Origin of the sequence: Streptomyces apocyni (assembly GCF_009739465.1) — a bacterium.
Classification (GTDB): Bacteria; Actinomycetota; Actinomycetes; order Streptomycetales; family Streptomycetaceae; genus Streptomyces; species Streptomyces apocyni.
In genome coordinates this window covers 243,501-267,048 of record NZ_WHOM01000051.1, presented here as the reverse complement: position 1 = coordinate 267,048, position 23,548 = coordinate 243,501, and the positions used below count along the sequence as shown (strand labels likewise).

The following is a 23,548-nucleotide window of genomic DNA, read 5'->3' as shown; positions in this document are numbered from 1 at the left end:
GTCGGCCCCAACCGTCTCGCTGTCCAAGCAGGGCGGCACCACCGGCGCGATGCGGGTCAACCTGAACTGGGAGATGCGTCCGCAGACCAAGGGCGGCTGGGGCAGCAAGCTGAGCCGGGCCATGCGACCGCCGCTCGACCTCGACCTGTGCGCCCTGTTCGAACTCGCCGACGGCACCAAGGGTGTGGTGCAGGCGCTGGGCAACGCCTTCGGCGCGCTGAATCAGCCGCCGTACATGCTGCTGGACGGAGACGACCGCACCGGAGCCGTCTCCACCGGCGAGAACCTGACGATCAACCTCGACCACAAGGACAAGTTCCGCCGGATCGTCATCTTCGTGACCATCTACGAGGGTGCGAACAGCTTCGCCGACCTGAACGCCACGGTCACCCTCCAGCCGCAGAACGGAGCGCCGATCGAGTTCTCCCTCGACGAGTGCGACGTCCCGTCACCGGTGTGCTCCCTCGCCCTGCTCACCAACGAAGGCGGCGACCTCCAGGTGCGGCGCGAGGCCCGCTACCTGGTCCCGGAGCGCGGCGTCAGCCCGCAGCGCACCATGGACTACACCTACGGCTGGGGCATGAACTGGACACCCGGCCGTAAGTGACGCGCTGTCGGCCTGAGCCGGCCTGAGTTGGTCCGAGAAGGCCCGGCCGCGCTCAGCGGTCGGGCGTGGGTGCGGCGCGCTCGGGGCGTGCGTAGGTACGTCCCTTCCACGCCGCACCCCGCCCCTGGTAGTGCCGCACCGCCGAGTCCACCGTCATCAGCAGATAGAGGAAGGCCGTCGCGGGCAGCAGCGCCGCGAGCCACGGCGGCTGCCGGTAGTAGCGCAGCATCGGCAGATACGTCCCCGTCATCAGCAGCCACGCAGCGCCCCCCGCGACGGCCGCCGCCCCGTCGCGGGCCAGCAGACCCGTGACCAGCGTGAGAGGCGGCGCGAGGTACACCACGGCGAGCCCCAGGACCGTGCCGATCAGCAGCGCCGGACTGTGCCGCAACTGGGCGTAGGCACTGCGCGACACCATCCGCCACAGGTCACCCAGGCGCGGGTAGGGCCGGATGCTGTCCACTCGGTCGGCGAGACCGAGCCAGATCCTGCCGCCCGCGCGCCGCACCGCGCGGGCGAGCGCCACGTCGTCGATCACGGACTGCCGGATCGCGTCCGGAACGCCCGCCCGTTCGGCCACCTCAGTACGCAGCAGGACGCAGCCGCCCGCGGCGGCCGCGGTCCGTGACCCGGATCGGCCCACCCAACGGAACGGATACAACTGGGCGAAGAAGTACACGAAGGCGGGTACCACCAGCCGTTCCCACCGGCTCGCGACCCGCAGCCGCGCCATCTGGGAGACGAGGTCGAAGCCCCCCGTACAGGCCGAGGCCACCAAGGTCCGCAGACTGTCCGGCGTGTGGGCGATGTCCGCGTCGGTCAGCAACAGGTACTCCGGGGCCCCGGATCGTGCTTCACGCGCGCGTGCGATGCCGTGCCGCACCGCCCACAGCTTGCCCGTCCACCCCGCGGGCGGCTCGCCAGGCGAAGTCACGGTCAGGGGCAGCCCGCCGTACTCATCGGCGAGCGAGCGGGCCAGCGGCCCGGTGCCATCCGAGCTGCCGTCGTCGACGAGGACGACCTCGGCCCGCCCCGGATAGTCCTGCGTCAGCAGGGACGGCAGGCTCCCGGGCAGTACGGCGGCCTCGTCCCTGGCCGGGACGACCACACAGACGGACGGCCAGTCGTCCGGGTCACGGCGCGGTGGCAGCCGTACATCCGTACGCCAGAAGAAGCCCTGGCCAAGCAGCAGCCAGAGCCATGCGGCCAGCGACAAGACGGCGGTCCACGCGAGGGCGCTCATGGACCGGAGTGTGCCCCACACCGCCCCACGCATCCGGGGGAACAGGGCCGATCGTCTAAGGTAACCGGGTGAAGATCGCGCTCATGGACTCCGGAATCGGCCTGCTCCCGGCCACCGCCGCGGTACGCCGCCTGCGGCCCGACGCCGATCTGGTCGTCTCCTTGGACCCCGACGGGATGCCCTGGGGCCCGCGCACCCACGAGGACCTCACGGCCCGCGCCGTGGCCGTGGCCGAGGCGGCGGCCGCCCACCACCCCGACGCGTTGATCGTGGGCTGCAACACCGCGACCGTGCACGCCCTGCCCGCCCTGCGGGCCCGGCTGGAGCCGGACGTGCCCGTCATCGGCACCGTCCCCGCGATCAAGCCCGCCGCCGCGGGCGGCGGCCCGGTCGCCATCTGGGCCACCACCGCGACCACTGGTAGCGCCTACCAGCAGGTCCTCATCAAGGAGTTCGCTGACGGCGTCGAGGTGACCGAGGTGCCCTGCCCCGGTCTCGCGGCCGCGGTCGAGCAGGCCGACGAAGCCGCGATCGACCGGGCCGTGCTCGCCGCCGCCCAGCTCACCCCGCCCGACGTCAGGGCCGTCGTCCTGGGCTGCACCCACTACGAACTCGTGGCGGAGCGCATCCGCGCCGCGGTGCGCGGCTCTCGTCCGGAGCCGCTTGACCTGTACGGCAGCGCCGACGCGGTGGCGTGCCAGGCCCTGCGCAGGGTGGGGCTGTCCGCGCGACCCGACGCGGCACCCACGGGGAGCCTCACGGTGCTGCTCAGCGGCCGCGAGGGCGCACTTCCCGAGGCCGCCCTGGCCTACGCGGAGGGGCGGCTGCTCGCCGCCGTCCGTACCGCGAGCTGAGCCCCGCTCCCGGGGAGTGAGCGCCGCGCGAGGCGCTGCCCTCGGAGCGGAACGCGAGTAGCCTTCCCCCCATGAGGGACCATCCCCAGAGCGCGCGGGGAGCGAGCGAGACCCCACCGGAGATCTGGACCGGACACGCCAGGAACCGTATGCAATGGCCGCTGGCGGCGGCCGGTGCCGCCTGTGTGGCGCTGGGCATCGTGCTGGCCGTCGACCCGCGCTGGGCCTCCGCGATCGGCCCCCTCGTGATGGCCGTCGTCGGCTGTGTCGCCGTGGGCCTGCTGATGATCTTCGGGACGCTCGCCTTCGTTCATGTGGCGGTACGGGTCTACGCGGACTCCCTGGAGGTGCGCTGCGGGTTCATGGGCCTGCCCCGCCGCCGCATTCCGCTCAGTCACGTCGTCGGCGCCTCCTTCGCACCCCGGGTCACCCCACGGCAGTGGGGCGGCTGGGGCTACCGCTGGCGGCCGGAGAAGGGCACCGCGGTGGTGGTACGCCGCGGTGAGGGGGTCGTGCTGGAACTGGGCGACGGACGCAAGTTCACCGTGACCGTGGACGACGCCGAGGCGGCCGTCCGCGTGATCCGGGACCGCCTGCGGGTCCTCGCCAGTCGGGGCCCGGGCGCCAGTCCGGCCGCTGGCGCCTGAAGCGCGCCGTTGACCGGCCTCCCGAGTCCCGGGGCGGGGCTCAGCGACGGGCCAGAAGCGGTCAGGAACGGCCAGGCGCGAACGGTCAGGCGCGAACGGTCAGGAACGCTCGCCCCAGGGCCGTGTCTCCTCCGAGCCCGCCGGGTCGAGCGGCGGGGCCAACTCCTCGCCCATCGGCCAGGCCGTGGCGAGTCCCGCGAGCAGCCCCGCGCCCGCTGTCACCGGAGTGAAGCTCAGCGCGTTGCCGACCGCGGCCAGGGCCGCCAGCGCGGTGAGGGTCGCGGCGGCCGTGAGGACCATCGGCGTCGCGCGGGACGAGCACCACAGCGCGTACAGCAGCCAGCCGAACACCGAGGCCAGCAGCACCGCACCCACCACACCCTGCTCCGCGGCTTGCTGCAACGGCGCCGAATGAGGCTTGCCGTCCGCGTGGACGCTCTGCTGGGCCGTGGCACTGAGCTCCCCGAACGTGCCGGGGCCCGCGCCGAGCGCCGGATCGTCCTTGGCCAGCGTCAGCGCGTCCTGCCACAGCAGCACCCGGTGCTGGGTGAGCTGATCCTCCAGGGAGACCGTGAGTCCGTCGGGCAGAACGTCCTCGGCGACCGCCCAGGACACCCCTGCCAGCACGACTGTGACCAGGGCGAACCCGGCCAGTCCCAGCGCCCGGTAGCGCACCCTGGCCGCCGCGAGGGAACACAGCAGCACCCCGGCCGCCCCCACGAACCCCGCCATCGAGTCCAGCGCCAACGCGGCACCCGCCACCGCGGCCGCCAGCAGCCGCAGCACCAGCCGCGCCGGGGGCCGTCCCGTCGCCCACGCCCCGCAGCAGGCCGCACCGGCCGCCAGGATCAGCAGCGCGGCGGCCGCGCCCGTATACCCGAGGGGGGAGGCGGCACCTCCGCCGGGAACGCCCTGCGACGAGGCGGCGGCCAGCGCCAGCGCCCCGAGCGCGGCGGCCCCGCAGGCGGCGGCGGGCACCAGAGCCCCACAGATCCGGCCACTCGCGTACCCCGCGCCGACCGCGAGTACCGCCAGCAGTACGCCTTCCGGCCTGCCATCGCCCGCGGCCGCCGTGACCAGCGACCACGTCGCGCAGGCCCCGAGGACGGCGACCCCGGTCGCGTCCGCCACGGTACGGCGCTGTCGCAGCCCCGGCCGCATGGCTGAAGCCATCCGCTAGCCCCCCGTCGACCCGGATTGTGAACGGGTCCCGGACACCGCGGCCGGATCGATCCGGCCGGACACTGGGACTCGGGCACACGGTAACGGCTGGCGGGGCGGTATGTGCGTATGTTGCGCAGAAACGATGCTGCACCTGTGTGGGACGCGGGCGCGTCAAGGTGTGTCGGTCGCGCACAGTGGTTGTGCCGGGACCAGCGTGGGGGTGTGACAGTGTCGCGCCGTAGAATCCACGAGGTGACAGCCACCACGACTCCGACGCCCCAGCAGGAGCGGCCCGCACCGCTGCCCACGGCGGAATCCCGAGGCAAGCGCCTGCTGCGAGGGCTGCGGTGGCCGGCCGCGGCGGCACTCGCCGGAGTGCTGCTGTACGCCAGTTTCCCGCCACGCCCCCTGTGGTGGCTGGCGGTGCCCGCGTTCGCCGGGCTCGCCTGGTGCCTGCGCGGCCGCACCTGGAAGGCCGCGTTCGGACTCGGCTGGTGCTTCGGTCTTGGCTTCCTGTTGCCGCTGCTGTCCTGGACGGGCGTGGACGTCGGCCCGCTGCCCTGGATCGCGCTGGCCCTGGTCGAGGCGCTGTTCCTGGGCGCCGCGGGGGCGGGCATCGCCCTGGTCGCGCGGCTGCCGCTGTGGCCGCTGTGGGCTGCCGGGGTGTGGATCACGGCCGAGGCGGCGCGGGCCCGGTTCCCGTTCGGTGGCTTCCCCTGGGGCAAGGTCGCGTTCGGCCAGCCTGAGGGCGTGTTCCTGCCGCTCGCCGCGCTGGGTGGGACCCCGCTGCTCGGTTTCGCGGTTGTCCTGTGCGGCTTCGGCCTGAGCGATCTGGTGCGTCGGCTGATCGCGCTGCGCCGGGTGCGAGACCGCGGCGTCGCGCTCGCCGCCGCGCTGACCGCGCTCCCCGTCGCGGCATCGGTGGCGGCGTTGCCGCTGGTCGACACCGCCGCCGAGGACGGCACCGCCACCGTCGCGGTGGTCCAGGGCAATGTGCCGCGCCTGGGCCTGGACTTCAACGCCCAGCGCCGCGCCGTACTCGACTACCACGTACGGGAGACCGAGCGGCTCGCCCAGCGCGTCAAGGACGGCGAGGCCGAGCAGCCAGACCTGGTGCTGTGGCCGGAGAACTCCTCCGACATCGACCCCTACGTCAACCTCGACGCGCGCGAGGTGATTGACCGGGCCGCGAAGGCGATCAAGGCGCCGATCTCGGTGGGCGCGGTCGCCACGGCCGACGACGGCACCCCGCGCAACCGCCAGATCCTCTGGGACCCGGAAACCGGCCCCGGCGCCTTCTACGACAAGCGCCAGCTCCAGCCGTTCGGCGAGTACATGCCCTACCGGTCCTTCTTCCGGATCTTCAGCTCCGACGTCGACCGCGCCGGGCGCTTCGTTCCCGGCGACCGCACCCAGGTCTTTGACATGGCGGGCGCCGGAGTCGGCCCCATCACCTGCTACGAGGCCGCCTTCGACAGCGTGGTCCGGGACCAGGTGCGGGCAGGCGCCCAGATCCTGTCCGTGCCCAGCAACAACGCGACGTTCGGGCGCAGCCAGATGACGTACCAGCAACTCGCCATGGACCGGGTACGGGCCGTCGAGCACGGCCGCCCGGTGCTGGTCCCCGTCACCAGCGGCGTCAGCGCCGTGATCACGCCGGACGGCCGGATCGTGCAGCGTACGGAGCTGTTCACGGCCGACTCACTGGTAGCCGAGGTACCCCTGCGCTCCTCACTCACCCCGGCCACCCAGCTCGGCGTGGCTCCGGAACTGGCGCTGGTCGCGCTGGGCCTCGCCGGACTCGGCTGGGCGGGGGCGGCGACCGTACGCGCTCGGCGTACCCGAACCGAGTGATACGCGCGTCCGGTTAGGGTCGAGGGCATGGCAACTCCCGACTTCATCCGCGACATCCGGGCCACCGCTGGCCACCAGCTGCTGAGCCTGCCCGGCGTCACCGCCATCGTCTTCGATGACGAGGGCCGCGTCCTGCTCGGCAGGCGCAGCGACACCGGAAAGTGGTCGGTGATCGGCGGCATTCCGGACCCGGGGGAGCAGCCCGCCGTGTGCGCCGTCCGTGAGGTCTACGAGGAGACGGCCGTACGGTGCGAGGTTGAGCGGGTCGTCCTGGTGGAGGCCCGCGAGCCGATCCGCTACCCGAACGGCGACATCTGCCAGTTCATGGACATCACCCTGCGCTGCCGCGCGGTGGGCGGCGAGGCCCGGGTGAACGACGACGAGTCCCTGGACGTGGCGTGGTTCGCGGTGGACGCGCTGCCCGAGCTGGAGGAGTTCGGCCTGTTCCGTATCAAGCAGGCAATGGCCGATGCACCCACCTGGTTCGCCCCCGCGGCGGCGCCAAGCACGCACTCTCGCCGCACCTGACGCCGCCGGGCCGCCCTCAGGCCATACGCCTCCACGAGTCGCTGGGCTTCCGACTGCGCGCCAGACCGTCGTTCACGGGGCTGCGGGTGCCATGCCACCGGAGCCTTGATCCGGAGGCGTCCACCAGTCGATGACCCGGGCGGCCATCGCGTCGGGAAGCGGGCCCGCGGAGTCGAGACCGAAGTGGTGCTCCAGCTCGTGCCGCAGGAACTCGGCGATCTCTGTCTGGCTGGCCCCGCCACAGAGCCGCCCGAGCAGCGGGGCGAGCATGCAGTCGTACTCGTCCCGCACGAGGTCAGCGACGCCGATCGGGTCCCACTCGTTGAGTAGACGCCGCAGGTCGTTCTCGGTGGCGGCGCTCCAGGCTTTCATCACCTCAGCCTGCCACGCGTGAACGGCCCCCCGTACGCGGGGGTGAACAGAACCGTCAGTGGTGGCCGTCGGCGATGGCCTTCTCGGTCGCATCGCGTACGCCCGCCTCGACCGGGCCGGTCAGCGGGGTACGCGGGGGGCGGACCGGCCCGCCGTGGCGTCCGGTGATGTCCATGGAGAGCTTGATGGACTGCACGAACTCCGTCTTGGAGTCCCAACGCAGCAACGGGTGCAGCGACTTGTACAACGGCAGAGCCGTCCGCAGGTCGTCGGAGACCGCGGCGTGGTAGAGGGCGGAGCAGGTGGCGGGGAAGGCGTTGGGGTAGCCCGCGATCCAGCCGACCGCCCCGGCGATGGCGAGTTCGAGGAGCACGTCGTCCGCGCCGATCAGCAGGTCGAGTTCCGGGGCGAGTTCGGCGAGCTCGTACGCCCTGCGTACATCGCCGGTGAACTCCTTCACCGCGACGATGTTCCCCTCCTGGTGGAGTTGGGCGAGCAGCGCGGGGATGAGGTCGACCTTGGTGTCGATGGGGTTGTTGTACGCGACGACGGGGACGCCCGCCTTGGCGACCTCGGCGTAGTGGGCGCGTACGGCCTCTTCTTCGGCGCGGTAGGCGTTGGGCGGCAGGAGCAGAACGGAGCCGCAGCCCGCTTCGGCGGCCTGCTCGGCCCAGCGGCGGGACTCGGCGCTGCCGTAGGCGGCGACGCCGGGCATGACCCGGGCCCCGGAACCCGCGGCCGCTACGGCGACGTCGACGACGCGGGCTCGCTCTTCGTCGGTCAGTGTCTGGTACTCGCCGAGCGAGCCGTTGGGGACCACACCGTCGCAGCCGTTCTCGATCAGCCAGGCGACGTGTTCGGCGTACGCGTCGTAGTCGACGGAGAGGTCCGCGCGCAGGGGGAGTGCGGTGGCGACCATGATGCCGCGCCAGGGGCGGGCGGAGTTCCAGTTGGTGGAGGGAGTGGACGTGGTGGACGTGGCGGAGTTCGAGGGGGTGGTGGTCATGATGGTGAACCTTTCATGAAGTGTGACATGTTACTCAGGGGTTTAGTGTGCCCGGTCGGGGCGTACGGAACCCGGTCAGTCGTCCGTCGGGTTCCCTGGCGCGGCGTCCGCGTCGAGCCCGGCCAGCGCTCCGAGCGTGACGGGCACGGCGAACGGACGGCGTTCGGCAGGTGGCGGCACCGGGCCGCCGCCACGCGCCGCGAGGCAGGCCACGGCCGCACCGCACATCCGGCCCTGGCACCAGCCCATGCCCGCTCTGGTCAGCAGTTTGACGGTCCGCGCGTCACCGGCGCCGAGATCGGTGACCGCCTCGCGGACGCGCCCGGCGGTGACTTCCTCGCAGCGGCACACGTCCGTGTCGTCGGGAAGCCACTGTGTCCAGCCGGGGGCTGGCGCGTGGGCGGCGGCCATGGCGTCGGCGAAGGCGCGCATCCGGTCGCGGCCGCGGCGCAGCCGTACGGCTCGCCTGGATTGGGGGAGCTCGGTCTGCCCGTCCAGTCGGCTGGCGATCGCGAGCGCCGCCAACTCGCCCTCGACTATGGCCAGTCGGGAGCCGCCGACACCGCCGGTCTCACCCGCCGACCAGACGCCGGACACCGTCGTCTCCTGTCCGTCGCCCAGGACGAGCGCGGCCGTGGCGTCTACCGTGCGGCGGGTGGCGCAGCCGAGCGCCGTGGCGAGGTCGATCTGCGGGGCGAGGCCGTGACCGACGGCGAGGGCGTCGCACGCGATGCGCCGCCGGGAGCCGGGCACGGGCCGCCAGTCGCGGTCGAGCCGGGCCACGGTCACGGCCTCCACGCGGTCGGTGCCGTGCGCCGCGACGACGGCACTGCGCGGCAGCGGCCGCACCCGGTGCCGCAGCAGCGCGCCCCCGTGCACCACCGCCTCGACCAGCTTGTACGGGTTGGTGGCGAGCACCCGGGGATGACGGGCGTACCGCAGATAGCCGGACGCCTCCACCACAGCGGGGACCCGGGCCCCAGCGGCGGCCAGCGAGCCCGCCACCGCGAGCAGCAGCGGCCCGCTCCCCGCGACGACGACCCGCCTCCCCGGCAGTACGAGCCCGGACTTGAGCATCGCCTGCGCGCCCCCGGCGCCCACCACGCCGGGCAAGGTCCAGCCGGGGAAGGGGAGTTGCCGCTCGGACGCACCGGTGGCCAGGAGCAGCGCCCTGGCCCGCACCCGTACGGGCCGTTCCTGGCCGCCGTCGGACCCGGTCACGGCGTGCACTGCCCAATCGCCGTCCTGTCCGGTCACCGACCACACGTGGTGCCCGGCCAGGTGGCTGACCCCACTCGCCTCAAGTCCCCGGCGCAGCCCGGCGAAGGCCGCCCAGTCGTGGTGCAGGGCTTCGGGGCGTACAGCGCCGAGAGTGGCGGCGGGGTGCCGGTAGAACTGCCCGCCGACGTGCTCGGAGGCGTCCAACAGGGCCACCGACAGGCCGAGTCCGGCGGCGGTGACGGCACCGGCGAGCCCGGCGGGCCCCGCGCCGATGACCGCGAGATCGTACGGCTGGGAGGCGGGTGGTTCAGACGCTGAGCTCGGCACGGCCGTGTCCCTCCTGGGTGGTGATCGCGTCGCCGGGGCGCGCGGGGACCAGACAGGCCCTGCGGTTGGGCACCGCGTTGATGGTGGCGAGGCAGTCGTAGCACTGCCCGATGCCGCAGAAGGCCCCGCGGGGACGGCCGCCCACGCGGGTGGTGCGCCAGGCGAGGATTCCCGCCGACCACAGCGCGGCGGCGACGGTCTGTCCGGGCAGGGCGGGGACGGGCCGCCCGTCCAGGGTGATCTCGAAGGGCGGCTCGGGCTGCGCCCCGACGAGTTCGGCGGGGGTACGGGCCACGGCGGGCCTCCTCTCTCGTACGGATGTCTCAGTGGCTGGGCCGTACGCACGGCCGGTGTATCAGGCGGCTCGCGGCCCCGGCCCAAGCGGCTCTGGCCCGAACCGGGCCGGGGCGAACGGCGCGATGTCGACCGGGGGTTCGCCACCGGTCAGACACCGGGCGATGGCGAGCCCGGTGGCCGGGGCGAGTCCGACCCCCGCACCCTCGTGGCCGCAGGCGTGCAGCAGCCCGGGAAGGCGCGGATCGGGGCCGATCGCGGGCAGGTGGTCTGGCAGATACGGGCGAAAGCCCGTGTACGTCCGCATCACCCGCACCCCGGCCAGCACCGGGAACAGGGCGGTGGCCCCGAGCGCCAGGCGCCGCAGCACCTCGGTCGACAGCGAGCGGTCGAACCCCACCCGCTCCCGGCTGGAACCGATCAGCACCGGGCCCGCCGCCGTCCCCTCGACCACTGCGGAGGTCTGCAGGGCCGCCGAGCCGCTGGCGACATCCGCGACGTAGTCGGCGGCGTACACCTTGCGCCGCACCACGCGCGGCAGCGGCTCGGTGACCAGGACGAAGCCCCTGCGGGGCAGCACGGGCAACTCCACCCCGGCCAGCTTGGCGAGGTCCCCGCCCCAGGTCCCGGCGGCGTTCACGACGTACGGGGCACGCACCTCTCCCGTGGCCGTACGGACTCCGCGTACGGCACCATCCGCCCCGGTGAGCAGGCCGGTGACCTCCTCACCGAGCCGCAGCCGCAACCGCGGCCGCGACCGCGACCGCGGCTGGTTCCGGCCTTGCGAAGCCGCTGCCTTCAGCAGATGGGCGGCGGCGAGCGCGGGCTGTACCTGGGCGTCCTGCGGGTAGTGGATGCCGCCCGGCAGGCCGGGGGAGAGGTGCGGTTCCAGCTCGCCGAGCCCGTCCGCCGGAACCTCGTGGGCCGTCACCCCCACCTCGCCCTGCCGGGCGGCGAAGCCGCGCAGGGCGCGCAGCCCGTCGTCCGACGAGGCGACGACCAGGCCGCCCTTTGCCTCGTACTCGATGGCGGACGGAAGTGACGCGGCCAGCTCGTGCCACAACTGGACTGACAGCAGGGCGAGTTCGAGTTCGGGCCCGGGCTCCTTGTCGGAGACGAGGAGGTTGCCCTCTCCGGTCCCCGTGGTGCCGCCCGCGACCGGGCCGCGGTCGATCACGGTGACCGTGAGTCCGGCCTGAGCCGCGTAGTAGGCGCAGGCGGCCCCGACCACGCCTGCCCCGACGACGATGACATCTGAAGAGTTTCCCGTGAGCACCTCAGTAATATTTCACATGGCACCACGCTTGCCTAGCTACGCGTCTCGGTCGGCGTCCCGGGCCGCGCGCTCCAGACGGCTTCGATGGTCCTCCCACCATGCCGAGTCGCCCGGCGCCATGCTGCCATTGCCCTCGTTCATCCCCACGGAGCCGTCGATGAGCTCCCGGACGATGTCGGCGTGCCCGGCGTGCCGGTGCGTATCGGCGATCACGCGCACCACGGCATGATGCAACGTCACCTCGTCCTTGCCGTCGGGCCACCAGGGCACCCTGCCGACCACGTCCAGCGCCAGCGCGTCGAGGGTCGCGTCCGCGTGCGCCCACGCCCGGCGGTAGAGGTTCACGATGTCCTCGCGGGACTCGTCGGCGGTGGCCCACATGTCCGCGTTGACCTCGGCACCGTCTTCGAGCCAGGGCAGCGGCTCGCCGGACGGCCGTCCGAAGGTGTCGCCGAGATAGCCCAGCTCCACGCCAGCCGTGTGTTTCACCAGCCCCAGGAGGTTGGTGCCGGTCGGCGTCAGCGGGCGGCGGATGTCGTACTCCGAGAGCCTTTCCAGCTTCCACAGCAGGGCGTCGCGGGCGGACTGCAGGTAGAAGTGGAGGTCAGTCTTGGCGTCCGTAGCCGTCATCACTGGCCTACCCGTCCGTCGACGCACTCGCGCAACAGGTCGGCGTGCCCGCAGTGGCGGGCGTACTCCTCGATCCTGTGCACCATCAGCCCGCGAACCGAGTCCCCGTCCTTCCCCAGGCGCGCGCCCAGATCCGGGTGCTTGGCCAGCTCGGCGTCGGTCGCGGCCTGCTCGCGCGCTAGGTCGGCGTACGCGGCGTCGACCACGGCCTGCTCGGCGACGGCTCCGTCGAAGTCCCCGTCACGCTTGCCGTACAGCTTCGGCAGGGGGTCACCGTCGCTGATCCAGTTGCGCCAGTCGCGTTCCACCTCGGCGAGGTGCCGCAGCAGGCCGAGCAGCGACATCGTGGACGGCGGAACCGATCGACGGGCCAGTTGCTCCGGGTCCAGGCCCTCGCACTTCATCCGCAAGGTCATGCGGTAGCTCGTCAGGAAGTCCTGAAGTGTCGCAAGTTCGCCGTCCGGGCTGACTCCTTCGCTGTCGCGCGGGTCGTCGTCCGGGTCAGCCCACATGTCGGGGTAGACGGTCGCCTGAGTCCATCGGGCGGGTTGGTGGTCGCTCATGCGTGGCATGTTCGTCGGTGAGGACCCAGGCTCGCTAGTGCATTTCGTGTGCGGCCTGAGTTACGCGCCGATCGGCGCGCGTCTAGGCGGGCGGCTCCAGTACCCACGACGGGTCGTTGGTGAAAACGGACTGCTGGACCAGCATCGGGGCGCCCGCGTCCGGGCCAGCCGGGGCCAGGACCAGGGGAGTGTCCTTGAGCCGGAGCACATGGGTGCCGGGCGCGGTCGGATGGGGGCTTGGCTTCCAGCTCTGCGCGGCGGCGGCCGCGCAGGGCCGCTGCACGACGGCGGTACCCGGGGTGAGCGGGTCGGTGGCCGTGAGGCAGAGGCCGGAGTGCTCCGCCTTGATCTCCACGTCGCCGTCGCCGAGGTCGGTGAGCTGCCACCGCTGGTTTGGCTGACCGGTGCTCTGCCAGGCGATGACGCGGGCCTGGTCGTCCATGGACGCGCCCTCCACATCGACGGCCCGGCCGGTGACGGGGTCGACGAAGCCGTAGGTGCCCGTGGGGACTGGAGGCGTGGTGGGCGAGGGGCTGGGGGCGGGTGCGGATGGCGACGCGGCCTCCGAGCCCGTGGTGGCGGTGGTGTCGGTGGTGTCGGTGGGGCTCGCCCGCGCGGCGGGCGGAGTGGTCGTACCGTCACTGGCCGCCGCCGTAGCCTCGCCGTCGCCTCCGGCGAGCAGCGCGCCGATGCCGAGCCCGACAGCGGCGCACACCACGAGACTCCCCACCGCCACAAGCGCCGGGCGCGGCGGCCCGCTCCGCGCGGCACGGCGCGCCGTACGTGCTCGCGGAGGCGGAGGAGGAGCGTCCTCGGCCTCGATGAGCGGCAGGACACGGGTCGACTCCAGCGGCGCGATCACCTCGGTCGCGTCCGGGTCCCACCTCTGCTGCTCGGGCCTTGGGGGTTGGTTCACCAGCACTCCTCGGGATACTCAGAACATAGGGTGTGAGGATCGTACGATTCGCAGCGTGGGGGACTCCATGGCACTGTTCGGCAACGCGCACACCGTCGACCCGGCAACCGCGCAGCAGGACTATGCGCGGCTGTTCGGCCAAGGCGAGCAGGTGTACGCCGCGTTCCTGCTGATCCGCGACACCATACTGTTCACCGACCGACGGCTCATCCTGGTCGACAAGCAGGGGATCACGGGCAAGAAGGTCGAGTACCACTCGATCCCGTACCGCAGCATCACGCACTTCGCCGTTGAGACGGCGGGCACGTTCGACCTCGACGCGGAGCTGAAGATCTGGATCTCCGGTAGCTCGGAGCCGGTGCAGAAGACCTTCACCAAGGGCGTCGACATCTACGAAGTACAGGCGATCCTGACCCAGTTCGTGGCGCGCTGACGGAGGCGTCACGGAGCGGGCGGTGCTGTGGTTCGCCTCGCCGCAGGCCCAGTGGAGCTCTGGCGCGGTGCTCGACGTCAACGGAGCGTCGTATCTGCGCACGTGAGACGCGCGAGCACCGGGACCGCGCACTCAGAGGCAGGCGCTCAGCTGGCGGCAGCGCCGAACCACCTGGGCAGGTGGTCGAGCAGATCCCGCTGATCCTCACCGGCCCACGCCACATGGCCGTCCGGCCGCAGCAGCACGGCGGACACGTCCAGTTGCTCGCTGACGTCGACGACATGGTCCACTCGATCCGCCCAACCCGCCACCGAGAGCTGGCCGGTCTGGTCGAGGAGCAGCCCGCGGCCGCCGTGCGTCAGCTCGTAGAGGCGCCCCTGCTTCAGCTCCACGTCGCGCATGCGCCGGCCGAGCAGTTCGTGGCCCTCGCCCAAGTCGTAGCGGACCCCGACCGCGGTGATCATCTCGGTCACGTACCGGTTCACCTCCTCGAAGTCCATCAGCTTCGAGAGCAGCTCCCGCAGCGCGGTCGCACCCGGATCGGTCCCCAACAGCGTGATCTGCGCTCGCGTGTTGTCCAGGACGGCGGCGCCCACGGGGTGCCGTTCGCTGTGGTAGCTGTCCAACAGCCCCTCCGGTGCCCAGCCGTTGACCGCGGCCGCCAGTTTCCAGCCGAGGTTGAACGCGTCCTGGACGCCGAGGTTGAGCCCCTGCCCGCCGGTCGGCGGGTGGATGTGCGCCGCGTCGCCCGCCAGCAGCACGCGGCCGACCCGGTAGCGCTCGGCCTGCCGGGTGGCATCGCCGAACCGGGAGAGCCAGCGCGGCGCGTGCGCGCCGAAGTCGGTACCCGCGCACGCCCGCAGCTGCCGCTTGAACTCCTCGAGGGTCGTCGCGCGCGTACGGTCCTCGCTCACCCCGTCGGCGGGTACGACGAGGCGGTACACCCCGTCCCCGAGTGGCATGGCGCCGAACCGCAGTTGGGTCGTGCGGACTTCCGCGACGACGGAGGCGACCGTCTCCGGGTCCTCGGTCAGCTCCATCTCACCCAGCAGCGTCTCGACCTTGGCGGGCTCGCCGGGGAACCCGACGCCGAGCCGCTTGCGCACCACACTGCGGGCGCCGTCGCACCCCACGAGGTAGCGCGAGCGCAGGTGGGTGCCGTCCGCCAGCTCGACGGTCACCCCGTCATCGTCCTGGCCAAGACCGACCACTTCGCAGCCGCGCCGGATCTCGACACCGAGTTCGAGGGCGCGCTCGTTGAGCAGCCGCTCGGTGACCGGCTGCGGGGTGGCCAGGCCGTACGGGTGCGCGGTGTCCAATCGGGCGGGCCACGGCTTGGAGATGCCGCCGAAGAGACCGCCGACCTGGAACTTCTCACTGACCGCGAGGAACCGGTCCAGCAGGCCGCGCTGGTCCATCACCTCGACGCTGCGCGTGTGCAGGCCTTGCCCGCGGGATTGCGCGGTTGGCTCGGTCAACCTCTCCAGCACGACGACACGCACTCCGGCCAGCCGCAGCTCGCTGGCCAGCATCAGGCCGGTCGGTCCGCCACCGACCACGATCACGTCACTCATCACACGCCCATTCAACGAGACAGGACTGCCGAGGCCGACGATTCTGCGGCACGACCAGGGCCTTGCCGCAAGGCCCCACGTGCGCTATACGTTGAGAGTGGCAAGGAATGAGTGCGTACTCTCCTTGCCTTTCGTCTGTGCGGGACTCAGGAACCGTTGGCTGCTGTGCCCTCCGTGCTCAGCAGGACGACCACCGAGCCCGCGTCGAGCCCCAGTGCCGTACGGCGCTCCTCGGCGCCCGCCCCAGTGAGTGCCGCGCGCAGTCCAGCGAGTGCCGCGGCGCCGCAGGGGCCCGAGGAGACGCCCAGAGCCGCCAGGCGGGCGGCGGCTCGGGCGCTGGCGGCGTCGGGGATGGCGACGGCCGCGTCCAGCCCGCTGTGCAGGTACGGCCAGGCGATGCTGGACGGAGTGCCACAGTTCAGCCCTGCCATGGAGGTTTCGCCGGTGGTGACGCTGACCGGTTCACCGCGGGTCAGGCTCGCGAGGACGCAGGCCGCCGTCTCGGGCTCAACTGACAGCAGTGCAGGGGGAGTCTGAGGTGAGGGGCGGCTGCGGTAGTGGGTGACGACGGCCTGGGCCAGCGACCCCACACCTACGGGGATGGCGACGAGGTCAGGGCCATCGCTGCTCCCCGCGGCGGTCAACTGCTCGTCGATCTCGGTGCAGAGCGTGGAGTAGCCCTCAACGATCCAGCCCGGGATCTCCTCGTAGCCCGGCCAGGCGGTGTCCTGGACCAGCACCGTGTGCGGCGCGGCGGCCGCCTCGTCCGCCCGTCGCACCGCGTCGTCGTACGGCCCCGGAACCTCGGTGACCTCCGCTTCCTCGGCGGCAATGGCCCGCACGGCCCGCGGATGCACGCCTCGCGGGACGAAAACATGGGCGCGCTGGCCGAGCAGGCGTGCCATCCGGGCCACCGCCCGGCCGTGGTTGCCGTCCGTCGCGGTCACCAGCGTGACCGGACCTCCCGAATCCCCGCCGTTCAGGGCTCGCTCGGTGAGGGTGCGATGCACCGCCCAGGACGCGCCCAGCGCCTTGAACGCTGGCAGCCCCAGGCGGCACGACTCATCCTTGACGAAGACCCGGCCCACTCCCAACTCGGTTGCGAGTTCGGGGAGTTCGGCCAGTGGGGTCGGGGCGTACTCCACCAGTGAGGAGTGGAAGTCCCGCACCTCGGCAGGGGCGGATGCACACCGCCAGGCACGGGCGACGACGCCGGGCTGCGCGAACCACCGCGCAGGGAGCGTAGGGAGGGAGGAAGCATTCTCAGTCACCTGATCAGGGTGCGACTCCACCGCTGATCGGTCCAGCGAATGACCTCGCTGATTCGGAAACGTCTCCCGGCACTGGGCTCAGCCGGTTCTGTCCGGGGCGGCCAGGCACAGCACGGAGACCCGCTGGATGAGGTTGTTGGCGAACCCGCCCCGGTTCCACGGTGGGTCGACGGGCTGGGTGTGGCCAGCGGCGTCGTATGCGCGGACGCTGAGCTCATGACGGCCGGGTGTGGCGGTCCAGGCCGCGTGCCAGTGTCGCCAGGCCCAGTCGTGTCCGTCTTCCTGCGGGGCGAGCTCGGCCTCACTCCAGACGCGGCCGCCGTCGGTGCTCACCACGACGCCGGTCACCGGAGCGTGGCCGGACCACGCTCGGCCTTCCAGCCGCACCTGGCCGGGCCGTACCACCCGGGTGCGGGACATAAAGTCCGGGAACCCCGGAGGGATCATCAGGGCCCGCGGGGCGATCCGGGTGACCGGTTCGCCGGGGTCGTCGGGCGACTGCCGGTAGCGGTACGCCACCTCCTGCTGGAAGCCGGTGAACGGGGCGTCGCTGAGGGCGATCTCGCGCAGCCACTTCACCTGCGCCATGCCGTACCACCCGGGGACGACCAGCCGCAGCGGATGGCCGTGCTGCGGGGGCAGCGGACGGCCGTTCATCGCGTACGCCACCAGGACCTCCGGGTCATCGCCCATGGCCACCGGCAGCGGCAGACTGCGCTGGTAGTCCTGCTCGACACCCCGCTCGACGCCATGGTCGGCTCCGGTGAAGACGGCCTCGACAGCGTCATCCGCCACACCGGCCTCGGCGAGCAGCGTACGCAGCGGCACTCCGGTCCACTCCGCGGTCCCGACCGCCTCGACCAGCCAGGGCTGGCTCACCGGCCGGGGTGTGAGGCGGGCCCGGCCGTTGCCCGCGCACTCCATGGTCACGCGCCGCGTTCTCGCGGGGAACGACCTCAGCGTCGGCAGGTCCAGGGTCAGCGGGGTGCGTACGCGGCCGCGCACGGTGAGCCGCCAGGTGTCGGCGTCGGTGGCGGGGATGTCGTAGTGGACGAGTACATAGTGCAGCCCGGCCGGAGTGAGGTCGTAGCGCAGGGCCTCCAGCGGCAGGCCGTGGTTACGGGCCGCGAGCGCGAGTTCCTCCAGGCTGATGGCCTCGCCGGGTTCCGCCAGGCGCCCCGGTGGACTGATGTCACTGATGCGTGCGCCGTCCATGTATCCATGGTGCTCGCCGCACCGGCTCCGGGCATCTCGCGCACGCGCGGCCGGGCGGGAAGGCCGTCATTCCGATGCGCGAGTGGTGTGAGCATCAGCACTCACCGCGTCGACCAGGCCCCCGATCTGTCAGGAAAATCCGGAGCATAAGGAGTCATCGCGGTGCCCCGAGCGGACCTCACCACGGCGCGACGCGGATTTCTGGTCGGGTCAGCGCCGCCCGGTGGGTGTAAACAGGGGGCAGCCAGGAGGGCGCCCGTCAGGCGCCTGCTTCGCGAACGTCGGGCAGGAAGGGACTGTGCATGTTCCGGAAGGTACTTGTCGCGAACCGGGGTGAGATCGCCGTTCGCGCGTTCCGCGCCGCCTACGAACTGGGTGCGGGCACGGCGGCGGTGTTCCCGTACGAGGACCGCGGCTCGCTGCATCGCCTCAAGGCGGACGAGGCCTACGAGATCGGCGAGCGGGGGCACCCCGTGCGCGCCTACCTCTCCGTCGAGGAGATCGTGGACGCCGCTCGCCGGGCCGGGGCGGACGCCGTGTACCCCGGGTACGGCTTCCTGTCCGAGAACCCGGACCTGGCCCGGGCCTGCGAAGAGGCTGGCATCACGTTCATCGGCCCCAGCGCCGCGATCCTGGAGCTGACCGGCAACAAGGCGCGCGCGATCGCCGCGGCCCGGGCCGCCGGAGTGCCCGTCCTGGGGTCCTCGCAGCCGTCGAGCGACGTGGCCGAGCTGACGGCCGCCGCGCAGGAGATCGGCTTCCCGGTGTTCGTCAAGGCGGTCGCCGGTGGCGGCGGGCGCGGGATGCGCCGCGTGGACGAACCCGCGCAGCTGCGTGAGGCCATCGAGGCGGCGTCCCGCGAGGCCGAGTCCGCCTTCGGCGACGCCACGGTGTTCCTGGAGAAGGCCGTCGTCGACCCGCGCCACATCGAGGTGCAGATCCTCGCCGACGGACAGGGCAACGTCGTCCACCTGTTCGAGCGGGACTGCTCGGTGCAGCGGCGGCACCAGAAGGTGATCGAGCTGGCGCCTGCGCCGGGCCTCGACCCCGCGATGCGGGAGCGCATCTGCGCCGACGCGGTCGCGTTCGCGCGCAGCATCGGTTACCGCAACGCCGGTACCGTCGAGTTCCTGCTCGACCGCGAAGGCCGCCATGTCTTCATCGAGATGAACCCGCGCATCCAGGTCGAGCACACGGTGACCGAGGAGGTCACCGACGTCGACCTGGTCCAGGCACAGCTGCGCATCGCCGCCGGTGAGACCCTGGCCGACCTCGGTCTCGCGCAGGAGCGGATCTATCTGCGGGGCGCCGCGCTCCAGTGCCGGATCACCAGCGAGGACCCGGCCAACGGGTTCCGTCCCGACACCGGCACCATCAGCGCCTACCGCTCCCCGGGCGGCTCCGGCATCCGGCTGGACGGCGGCACCGCGTTCGTCGGCTCCGAGATCAGCGCCCACTTCGACTCGATGCTGGTGAAACTGACCTGCCGGGGCCATGACTTCGCCACCGCGGTGGGCCGCGCCCGGCGGGCCGTGGCCGAGTTCCGCATCCGCGGTGTGGCCACGAACATCCCGTTCCTGCAGGCGGTCCTCGACGACCCGGACTTCCAGGAGGGCCGGGTCACCACGTCGTTCATCGAGGAACGACCGCACCTGCTGACCGCCCGCCACTCCGCCGACCGCGGCACCCGCCTGCTCACCTACCTGGCCGACGTCACGGTCAACAAGCCCAACGGCGAGCGCCCGCACCTGATCGACCCCACCACCAAAATCCCGGACGTCCCAGGCGGCGCACCGCCCGCCGGATCGAAGCAGCGACTGACCGAGCTGGGCCCGGAGGGCTTCGCGCGCCACCTGCGGGAGTCGTCCACGGTGGCCGTCACCGACACCACCTTCCGCGACGCCCACCAGTCGCTGCTGGCCACCCGGGTGCGGACGAAGGACCTGCTGGCCGTCGCCCCGGCCGTGGCCCAGACGCTGCCGCAGCTGCTGTCGCTGGAGTGCTGGGGCGGCGCCACCTACGACGTGGCCCTGCGCTTCCTCGCCGAGGACCCGTGGGACCGCCTCGCCCGGCTGCGCGAGGCGGTGCCCAACATCTGCCTGCAGATGCTGCTGCGCGGCCGCAACACCGTCGGCTACACCCCCTACCCGACGGAGGTCACCACCGCCTTCGTCGAGGAGGCCACCCGTACCGGCATCGACATCTTCCGCATCTTCGACGCGCTCAACGACATCGGCCAGATGCGGCCCGCGATCGACGCCGTACGGGAGACCGGAACGGCCGTCGCCGAGGTGGCCCTCTGCTACACCGCGGACCTCTCCGACCCGGCCGAGAAGCTCTACACCCTCGACTACTACCTCCGGCTCGCCGAGCAGATCGTCGACGCGGGCGCACACGTCCTGGCCATCAAGGACATGGCCGGGCTGCTCCGGGCACCCGCCGCCGAGAAGCTGGTGACCGCGCTGCGCAGGGAGTTCGACCTGCCCGTCCACCTCCACACCCACGACACGGCCGGCGGCCAGCTGGCCACCTACCTTGCCGCGATCAACGCGGGCGCCGACGCCGTGGACGGAGCGGTGGCCTCGATGGCGGGCACCACATCGCAGCCCTCACTGTCGGCGATCGTCGCCGCCACCGACCACTCCCCGCGGCCAACCGGGCTGAGCCTGCGGGCCGTCGGCGACCTCGAACCGTACTGGGAGATCGTCCGCAGGATCTACGCACCCTTCGAGGCGGGCCTGACCTCCCCCACCGGGCGTGTCTACGACCACGAGATCCCCGGCGGCCAGCTTTCCAACCTCCGTGTTCAGGCACGCGAGTTGGGACTCGGCGACCGGTTCGAGGACGTCGAGGCCATGTACGCGGCGGCCGACCGCATGCTCGGCCGCCTGGTCAAGGTCACCCCGTCCTCCAAGGTGGTCGGCGACCTCGCCCTGCACCTCGTCGGCGCGGGCGTCGCACCCGCGGAGTTCGCGGCCGAACCCGGCTCGTACGACATCCCGGACTCCGTGATCGGGTTCCTGCGGGGCGAGTTGGGCGACCCGCCCGGTGGCTGGCCCGAGCCGTTCCGTAGCAAGGCACTCAAGGGCCGTGCCGCGCCCAAGCTGGTCGCCGACCTGTCCGCCGAGGAACGGGAGGGGCTGGACAAGGACCGCCGCGCCACCCTCAACCGGCTGCTGTTCCCCGGCCCGGCGAAGGACTTCGAGACACACCGCGACGCCTACGGCGACACCGGCGTCCTGCCCAGCAAGGACTTCTTCTACGGCCTGCGGCCCGCGGAGGAACACGCGGTCGACCTCGAGCCCGGGGTACGGCTCCTCATCGCGCTGGAGGCGATCGGCGAGGCGGACGAGCGCGGCATGCGCACCGTGATGGCCACGCTCAACGGCCAGCTCCGGCCGATCCAGGTGCGTGACCGGTCGGTGGCCTCGGACCTGCCGGCCGCGGAGAAGGCCGACAAGTCCGACCCACGGCACGTCGCCGCGCCGTTCGCCGGGGTGGTGACGCTGACCGCGGCGGTGGGCGAGCAGGTCGAGGCGGGCGGGACGGTGGCGACCATCGAGGCGATGAAGATGGAGGCCGCCATCACCGCACCGGTCGCCGGAGCGGTGGAGCGGCTGGCCATCACCTCCATCCAGCAGGTCGAGGCGGGCGACCTCCTGATGGTGATCGCCGCCCCGACGTCGTAACGGGGGCGAGGGCGAGGGCGGGCGCGGGGATCGCCCGGAACATCGGGTCTCGTTTCTTGTTATGCGGCCCACCGGCCTGAGGTCTCCCCTGGTGTCAGACCGAAACGGTGAGGCTGGACGGGAAGGAAGTGGCAGGCGTGGCAGCGACTGGGGATCACGAGCACGCGGTGATTGAGGCGGCGCAACGCGGTGCCATGTGGGCACAGGACGAGCTGGTCAGCGCGTACCTGCCGCTGGTGTACAACATCGTCGGCAGGGCGCTGAACGGCCACGCCGACGTCGACGACGTCGTGCAGGAGTCCATGCTGCGCGCGCTGCGCGGTCTTGGCTCGCTGCGGGACACCGCCGGGTTCCGCTCCTGGCTGGTGGCCATCACGATGAACCAGATCCGTACCTACTGGCACAAGCGGCAGGCCACGCCGGTTGATTCGGAGCTGCGGGACGCCTACGACGTGGCCGACCCTGGCGCGGACTTCGTGGACCTGACCATCGTGCGCCTTCGCCTTGAAGGAGAGCGGCGCGAACTCGCGCGGGCCACCCGCTGGTTGGGCACCGACGACCGCGCGCTGCTCTCGCTGTGGTGGCTCGAGGCGGCGGGGGAGCTGAGCCGGGCCGAGGTGGCCGCGGCGCTGGAACTGTCCCCGGAACACACCGGGGTGCGTATCCAGCGTATGAAGGCGCAGCTGGACACGGCCCGCCTCGTGGTACGCGCCCTGGCCGTGACCCCGTCGTGCGCGCGTCTCGACGAAGTGACGGGGAACTGGGACGGCCACCCCTCGGCACTATGGCGCAAGCGCATAGCCCGGCACGTCCGGGAGTGCGCCCACTGCTCCGGGCACCAGGCCGGGCTTGTGCCCGCGGAAGGGCTGCTGGTGGGTCTGGGCCTGGTACCCGTGGCAGCCGCGACCGGGCTTACGTTCGCGGGCGGCCCGGAAGGGGTCGGTGAGCCGGTGGCCTTCGCCGACGCCGGTGCTGCTGCCGCCACCGTCGTGAGTGGGTCGGGCGTACGGGGTGGCGAGGCGTCCGTCCCGCCGGGGCGGCGCGGCCGCCGCGTACAAGAGCGAATACGGAGGCGGCGCCGAGCTACTGGCATAGCCGTCGGGATAGCCGTACTGGCCGGGGGAGCGGCGGTGGTGGGCCTGAAGGCACTCCCCTCCGACGGCGAAGCCGACACCGTACGGTCCGCGTCCGCCCCCGAGCTCTCCACACCGAGCGCGCCGCCCCCGTCCACCTCATCGAAGCCCTCCACGTCACCCTCACCCTCCCCCTCACTCAGCCCGTCCTCTTCGCCCAAGCCGAGCCCCACCCGCACGAAGCCCAAACCCAAGCCGAAGCCGACACGGGAGTCAGCGCTGTCCCCGACCCCGACGCTGGCCCCAACGCCGACCAAGACGGCGAAGGCCAAGCCGGCCCCCGCCCGGGCGAGCACCCCGGCCGGACAGGTGTTGGCGATCGTCAACGCGGAACGCGCCAAAGCCGGTTGCGGAGCGCTGAAACACGACGACCGCCTCGCGCGAGCAGCGCAACTCCACAGCGAAGACATGTCGGCCAACAACTACTTCGACCACACGAGCCAGGACGGCCGCAGCTTCAGCGACCGGGCCACCGCCCAGGGCTACCCGCAGCCCGGAGCCGAGAACATCGCCCGAGGACAGAACTCACCCGAGGCCGTCATGTCGGCCTGGATGAACTCACCAGGCCACCGGGCCAACATCCTCAACTGCTCCCTGAACACCATGGGCGTGGGCCTGGTCGATGACGACTGGACATGGACCCAGGTCTTCGGCTTCTAGCGGGCAGCGGACGTAGAAAGCAAAAAGGCAAGGAGGCGTGGGCGTACCCACTCTCCTTGCCACTCTCAACA

General features: G+C 72.2%; 21 protein-coding genes. 8 read left to right on the top strand and 13 right to left on the bottom strand.

What is annotated here, in order from left to right; translation table 11 throughout:
• Positions 1-607, top strand: a 607-nt coding sequence (locus GCN81_RS31870; RefSeq protein ID WP_456115047.1) for a TerD family protein, incomplete at its 5' end; no start/stop codon positions are given.
• A 52-nt stretch (positions 608-659) separates the two neighbouring features.
• Here GCN81_RS31870 and GCN81_RS14225 read toward each other — a convergent pair.
• Positions 660-1,850: a glycosyltransferase gene (locus tag GCN81_RS14225; RefSeq protein WP_156724943.1), complete on the bottom strand. Its 1,191-nt coding sequence runs from the start codon at positions 1,848-1,850 to the stop codon at positions 660-662.
• A gap of 68 nt (positions 1,851-1,918) precedes the next feature.
• Between GCN81_RS14225 and GCN81_RS14220 the strand changes: the two genes are divergently transcribed.
• Both GCN81_RS14220 and GCN81_RS14215 read left to right on the top strand, forming a co-directional pair.
• On the top strand, positions 1,919-2,704 hold the full coding sequence (locus GCN81_RS14220) for a glutamate racemase (RefSeq protein WP_156724942.1): 786 nt from the start codon (positions 1,919-1,921) through the stop codon (positions 2,702-2,704).
• 71 nt (positions 2,705-2,775) lie between these two features.
• A complete protein-coding gene (locus GCN81_RS14215) occupies positions 2,776-3,351 on the top strand; it encodes a hypothetical protein (protein ID WP_156724941.1) in 576 nt (191 codons plus the stop codon).
• A gap of 99 nt (positions 3,352-3,450) precedes the next feature.
• On the opposite strand, the gene GCN81_RS14210 is transcribed toward GCN81_RS14215, so the two are convergent.
• Positions 3,451-4,524, bottom strand: coding sequence for an O-antigen ligase family protein (locus tag GCN81_RS14210; protein ID WP_156724940.1), 1,074 nt, complete (start codon positions 4,522-4,524; stop codon positions 3,451-3,453).
• A gap of 243 nt (positions 4,525-4,767) precedes the next feature.
• On the opposite strand from GCN81_RS14210, the gene lnt reads away from it, so the two are divergent.
• Together lnt and GCN81_RS14200 are read left to right on the top strand one after the other, a co-directional pair.
• Positions 4,768-6,369, top strand: a complete 1,602-nt coding sequence (gene lnt / locus GCN81_RS14205) for an apolipoprotein N-acyltransferase (protein ID WP_407697966.1) — start codon at positions 4,768-4,770, stop codon at positions 6,367-6,369.
• A 27-nt stretch (positions 6,370-6,396) separates the two neighbouring features.
• Positions 6,397-6,897: an NUDIX hydrolase gene (locus GCN81_RS14200; RefSeq protein ID WP_156724938.1), complete on the top strand. Its 501-nt coding sequence runs from the start codon at positions 6,397-6,399 to the stop codon at positions 6,895-6,897.
• Positions 6,898-6,969: 72 nt separating this feature from the next.
• Here the strand turns inward: GCN81_RS14200 and GCN81_RS14195 are convergent, their stop codons facing one another.
• From GCN81_RS14195 to GCN81_RS14160, 8 genes are all read right to left on the bottom strand, one after another.
• Positions 6,970-7,269 (bottom strand): hypothetical protein, encoded by a 300-nt coding sequence (locus tag GCN81_RS14195; protein ID WP_156724937.1) that lies wholly within the window; start codon positions 7,267-7,269, stop codon positions 6,970-6,972.
• Between the two features lie 55 nt (positions 7,270-7,324).
• Positions 7,325-8,275 carry a dihydrodipicolinate synthase family protein gene (locus GCN81_RS14190; RefSeq protein WP_156724936.1) on the bottom strand — a complete coding sequence of 317 codons (951 nt, stop codon included), beginning with the start codon at positions 8,273-8,275 and terminating at the stop codon, positions 7,325-7,327.
• 75 nt (positions 8,276-8,350) lie between these two features.
• Positions 8,351-9,823, bottom strand: coding sequence for an FAD/NAD(P)-dependent oxidoreductase (locus GCN81_RS14185; RefSeq protein WP_156724935.1), 1,473 nt, complete (start codon positions 9,821-9,823; stop codon positions 8,351-8,353).
• Positions 9,804-10,118, bottom strand: a complete 315-nt coding sequence (locus GCN81_RS14180) for a (2Fe-2S)-binding protein (protein WP_156724934.1) — start codon at positions 10,116-10,118, stop codon at positions 9,804-9,806. The genes GCN81_RS14185 and GCN81_RS14180 overlap by 20 nt, the downstream gene beginning before the upstream one ends.
• 60 nt (positions 10,119-10,178) lie before the next feature.
• Positions 10,179-11,393 (bottom strand): NAD(P)/FAD-dependent oxidoreductase, encoded by a 1,215-nt coding sequence (locus GCN81_RS14175; protein WP_156724933.1) that lies wholly within the window; start codon positions 11,391-11,393, stop codon positions 10,179-10,181.
• Between the two features lie 36 nt (positions 11,394-11,429).
• Positions 11,430-12,023, bottom strand: a complete 594-nt coding sequence (locus GCN81_RS14170) for a DinB family protein (protein WP_156724932.1) — start codon at positions 12,021-12,023, stop codon at positions 11,430-11,432.
• Complete coding sequence (locus GCN81_RS14165; RefSeq protein WP_156724931.1) at positions 12,023-12,595, bottom strand: DinB family protein; 573 nt, start codon at positions 12,593-12,595, stop codon at positions 12,023-12,025. Before GCN81_RS14165 ends, GCN81_RS14170 begins: the two co-directional genes overlap by 1 nt.
• 73 nt (positions 12,596-12,668) lie before the next feature.
• Positions 12,669-13,502 carry an RICIN domain-containing protein gene (locus GCN81_RS14160; RefSeq protein ID WP_197287632.1) on the bottom strand — a complete coding sequence of 278 codons (834 nt, stop codon included), beginning with the start codon at positions 13,500-13,502 and terminating at the stop codon, positions 12,669-12,671.
• A gap of 67 nt (positions 13,503-13,569) precedes the next feature.
• Between GCN81_RS14160 and GCN81_RS14155 the strand changes: the two genes are divergently transcribed.
• Complete coding sequence (locus GCN81_RS14155) at positions 13,570-13,935, top strand: PH domain-containing protein (RefSeq protein WP_156724962.1); 366 nt, start codon at positions 13,570-13,572, stop codon at positions 13,933-13,935.
• A gap of 146 nt (positions 13,936-14,081) precedes the next feature.
• Here GCN81_RS14155 and rox read toward each other — a convergent pair whose 3' ends face one another.
• The 3 genes from rox to GCN81_RS14135 all read right to left on the bottom strand — a co-directional run bounded on the left by rox (position 14,082) and on the right by GCN81_RS14135 (position 17,995).
• Positions 14,082-15,509 carry a rifampin monooxygenase gene (gene rox, locus GCN81_RS14145; protein WP_156724929.1) on the bottom strand — a complete coding sequence of 476 codons (1,428 nt, stop codon included), beginning with the start codon at positions 15,507-15,509 and terminating at the stop codon, positions 14,082-14,084.
• A gap of 146 nt (positions 15,510-15,655) precedes the next feature.
• Positions 15,656-16,780: a diaminopropionate ammonia-lyase gene (locus tag GCN81_RS14140; protein WP_156724928.1), complete on the bottom strand. Its 1,125-nt coding sequence runs from the start codon at positions 16,778-16,780 to the stop codon at positions 15,656-15,658.
• Positions 16,781-16,858: 78 nt separating this feature from the next.
• A complete protein-coding gene (locus tag GCN81_RS14135; protein WP_156724927.1) occupies positions 16,859-17,995 on the bottom strand; it encodes a sulfite oxidase in 1,137 nt (378 codons plus the stop codon).
• Between the two features lie 302 nt (positions 17,996-18,297).
• Here GCN81_RS14135 and GCN81_RS14130 point away from each other — a divergent pair, with 302 nt between their 5' ends.
• Positions 18,298-21,684 (top strand): pyruvate carboxylase, encoded by a 3,387-nt coding sequence (locus GCN81_RS14130; RefSeq protein WP_156724926.1) that lies wholly within the window; start codon positions 18,298-18,300, stop codon positions 21,682-21,684.
• Between the two features lie 194 nt (positions 21,685-21,878).
• Positions 21,879-23,477 carry a sigma-70 family RNA polymerase sigma factor gene (locus GCN81_RS14125; protein ID WP_156724961.1) on the top strand — a complete coding sequence of 533 codons (1,599 nt, stop codon included), beginning with the start codon at positions 21,879-21,881 and terminating at the stop codon, positions 23,475-23,477.
• Positions 23,478-23,548: the final 71 nt, after the last annotated feature.

What these genes read in the sequence shown, in the direction of transcription:
- GCN81_RS14225 (WP_156724943.1), bottom strand. Translation starts at nt 1,850, where the DNA reads ATGAGCGCCCTCGCGTGGACCGCCGTCTTGTCGCTGGCCGCATGGCTC.
- GCN81_RS14215 (WP_156724941.1), top strand. Translation starts at nt 2,776, where the DNA reads ATGAGGGACCATCCCCAGAGCGCGCGGGGAGCGAGCGAGACCCCACCG.
- GCN81_RS14210 (WP_156724940.1), bottom strand. Translation starts at nt 4,524, where the DNA reads ATGGCTTCAGCCATGCGGCCGGGGCTGCGACAGCGCCGTACCGTGGCG.
- GCN81_RS14200 (WP_156724938.1), top strand. Translation starts at nt 6,397, where the DNA reads ATGGCAACTCCCGACTTCATCCGCGACATCCGGGCCACCGCTGGCCAC.
- GCN81_RS14195 (WP_156724937.1), bottom strand. Translation starts at nt 7,269, where the DNA reads ATGAAAGCCTGGAGCGCCGCCACCGAGAACGACCTGCGGCGTCTACTC.
- GCN81_RS14190 (WP_156724936.1), bottom strand. Translation starts at nt 8,275, where the DNA reads ATGACCACCACCCCCTCGAACTCCGCCACGTCCACCACGTCCACTCCC.
- GCN81_RS14170 (WP_156724932.1), bottom strand. Translation starts at nt 12,023, where the DNA reads ATGACGGCTACGGACGCCAAGACTGACCTCCACTTCTACCTGCAGTCC.
- GCN81_RS14165 (WP_156724931.1), bottom strand. Translation starts at nt 12,595, where the DNA reads ATGCCACGCATGAGCGACCACCAACCCGCCCGATGGACTCAGGCGACC.
- GCN81_RS14155 (WP_156724962.1), top strand. Translation starts at nt 13,570, where the DNA reads ATGGCACTGTTCGGCAACGCGCACACCGTCGACCCGGCAACCGCGCAG.
- rox (WP_156724929.1), bottom strand. Translation starts at nt 15,509, where the DNA reads ATGAGTGACGTGATCGTGGTCGGTGGCGGACCGACCGGCCTGATGCTG.
- GCN81_RS14135 (WP_156724927.1), bottom strand. Translation starts at nt 17,995, where the DNA reads ATGGACGGCGCACGCATCAGTGACATCAGTCCACCGGGGCGCCTGGCG.
- GCN81_RS14130 (WP_156724926.1), top strand. Translation starts at nt 18,298, where the DNA reads ATGTTCCGGAAGGTACTTGTCGCGAACCGGGGTGAGATCGCCGTTCGC.
- GCN81_RS14125 (WP_156724961.1), top strand. Translation starts at nt 21,879, where the DNA reads ATGTGGGCACAGGACGAGCTGGTCAGCGCGTACCTGCCGCTGGTGTAC.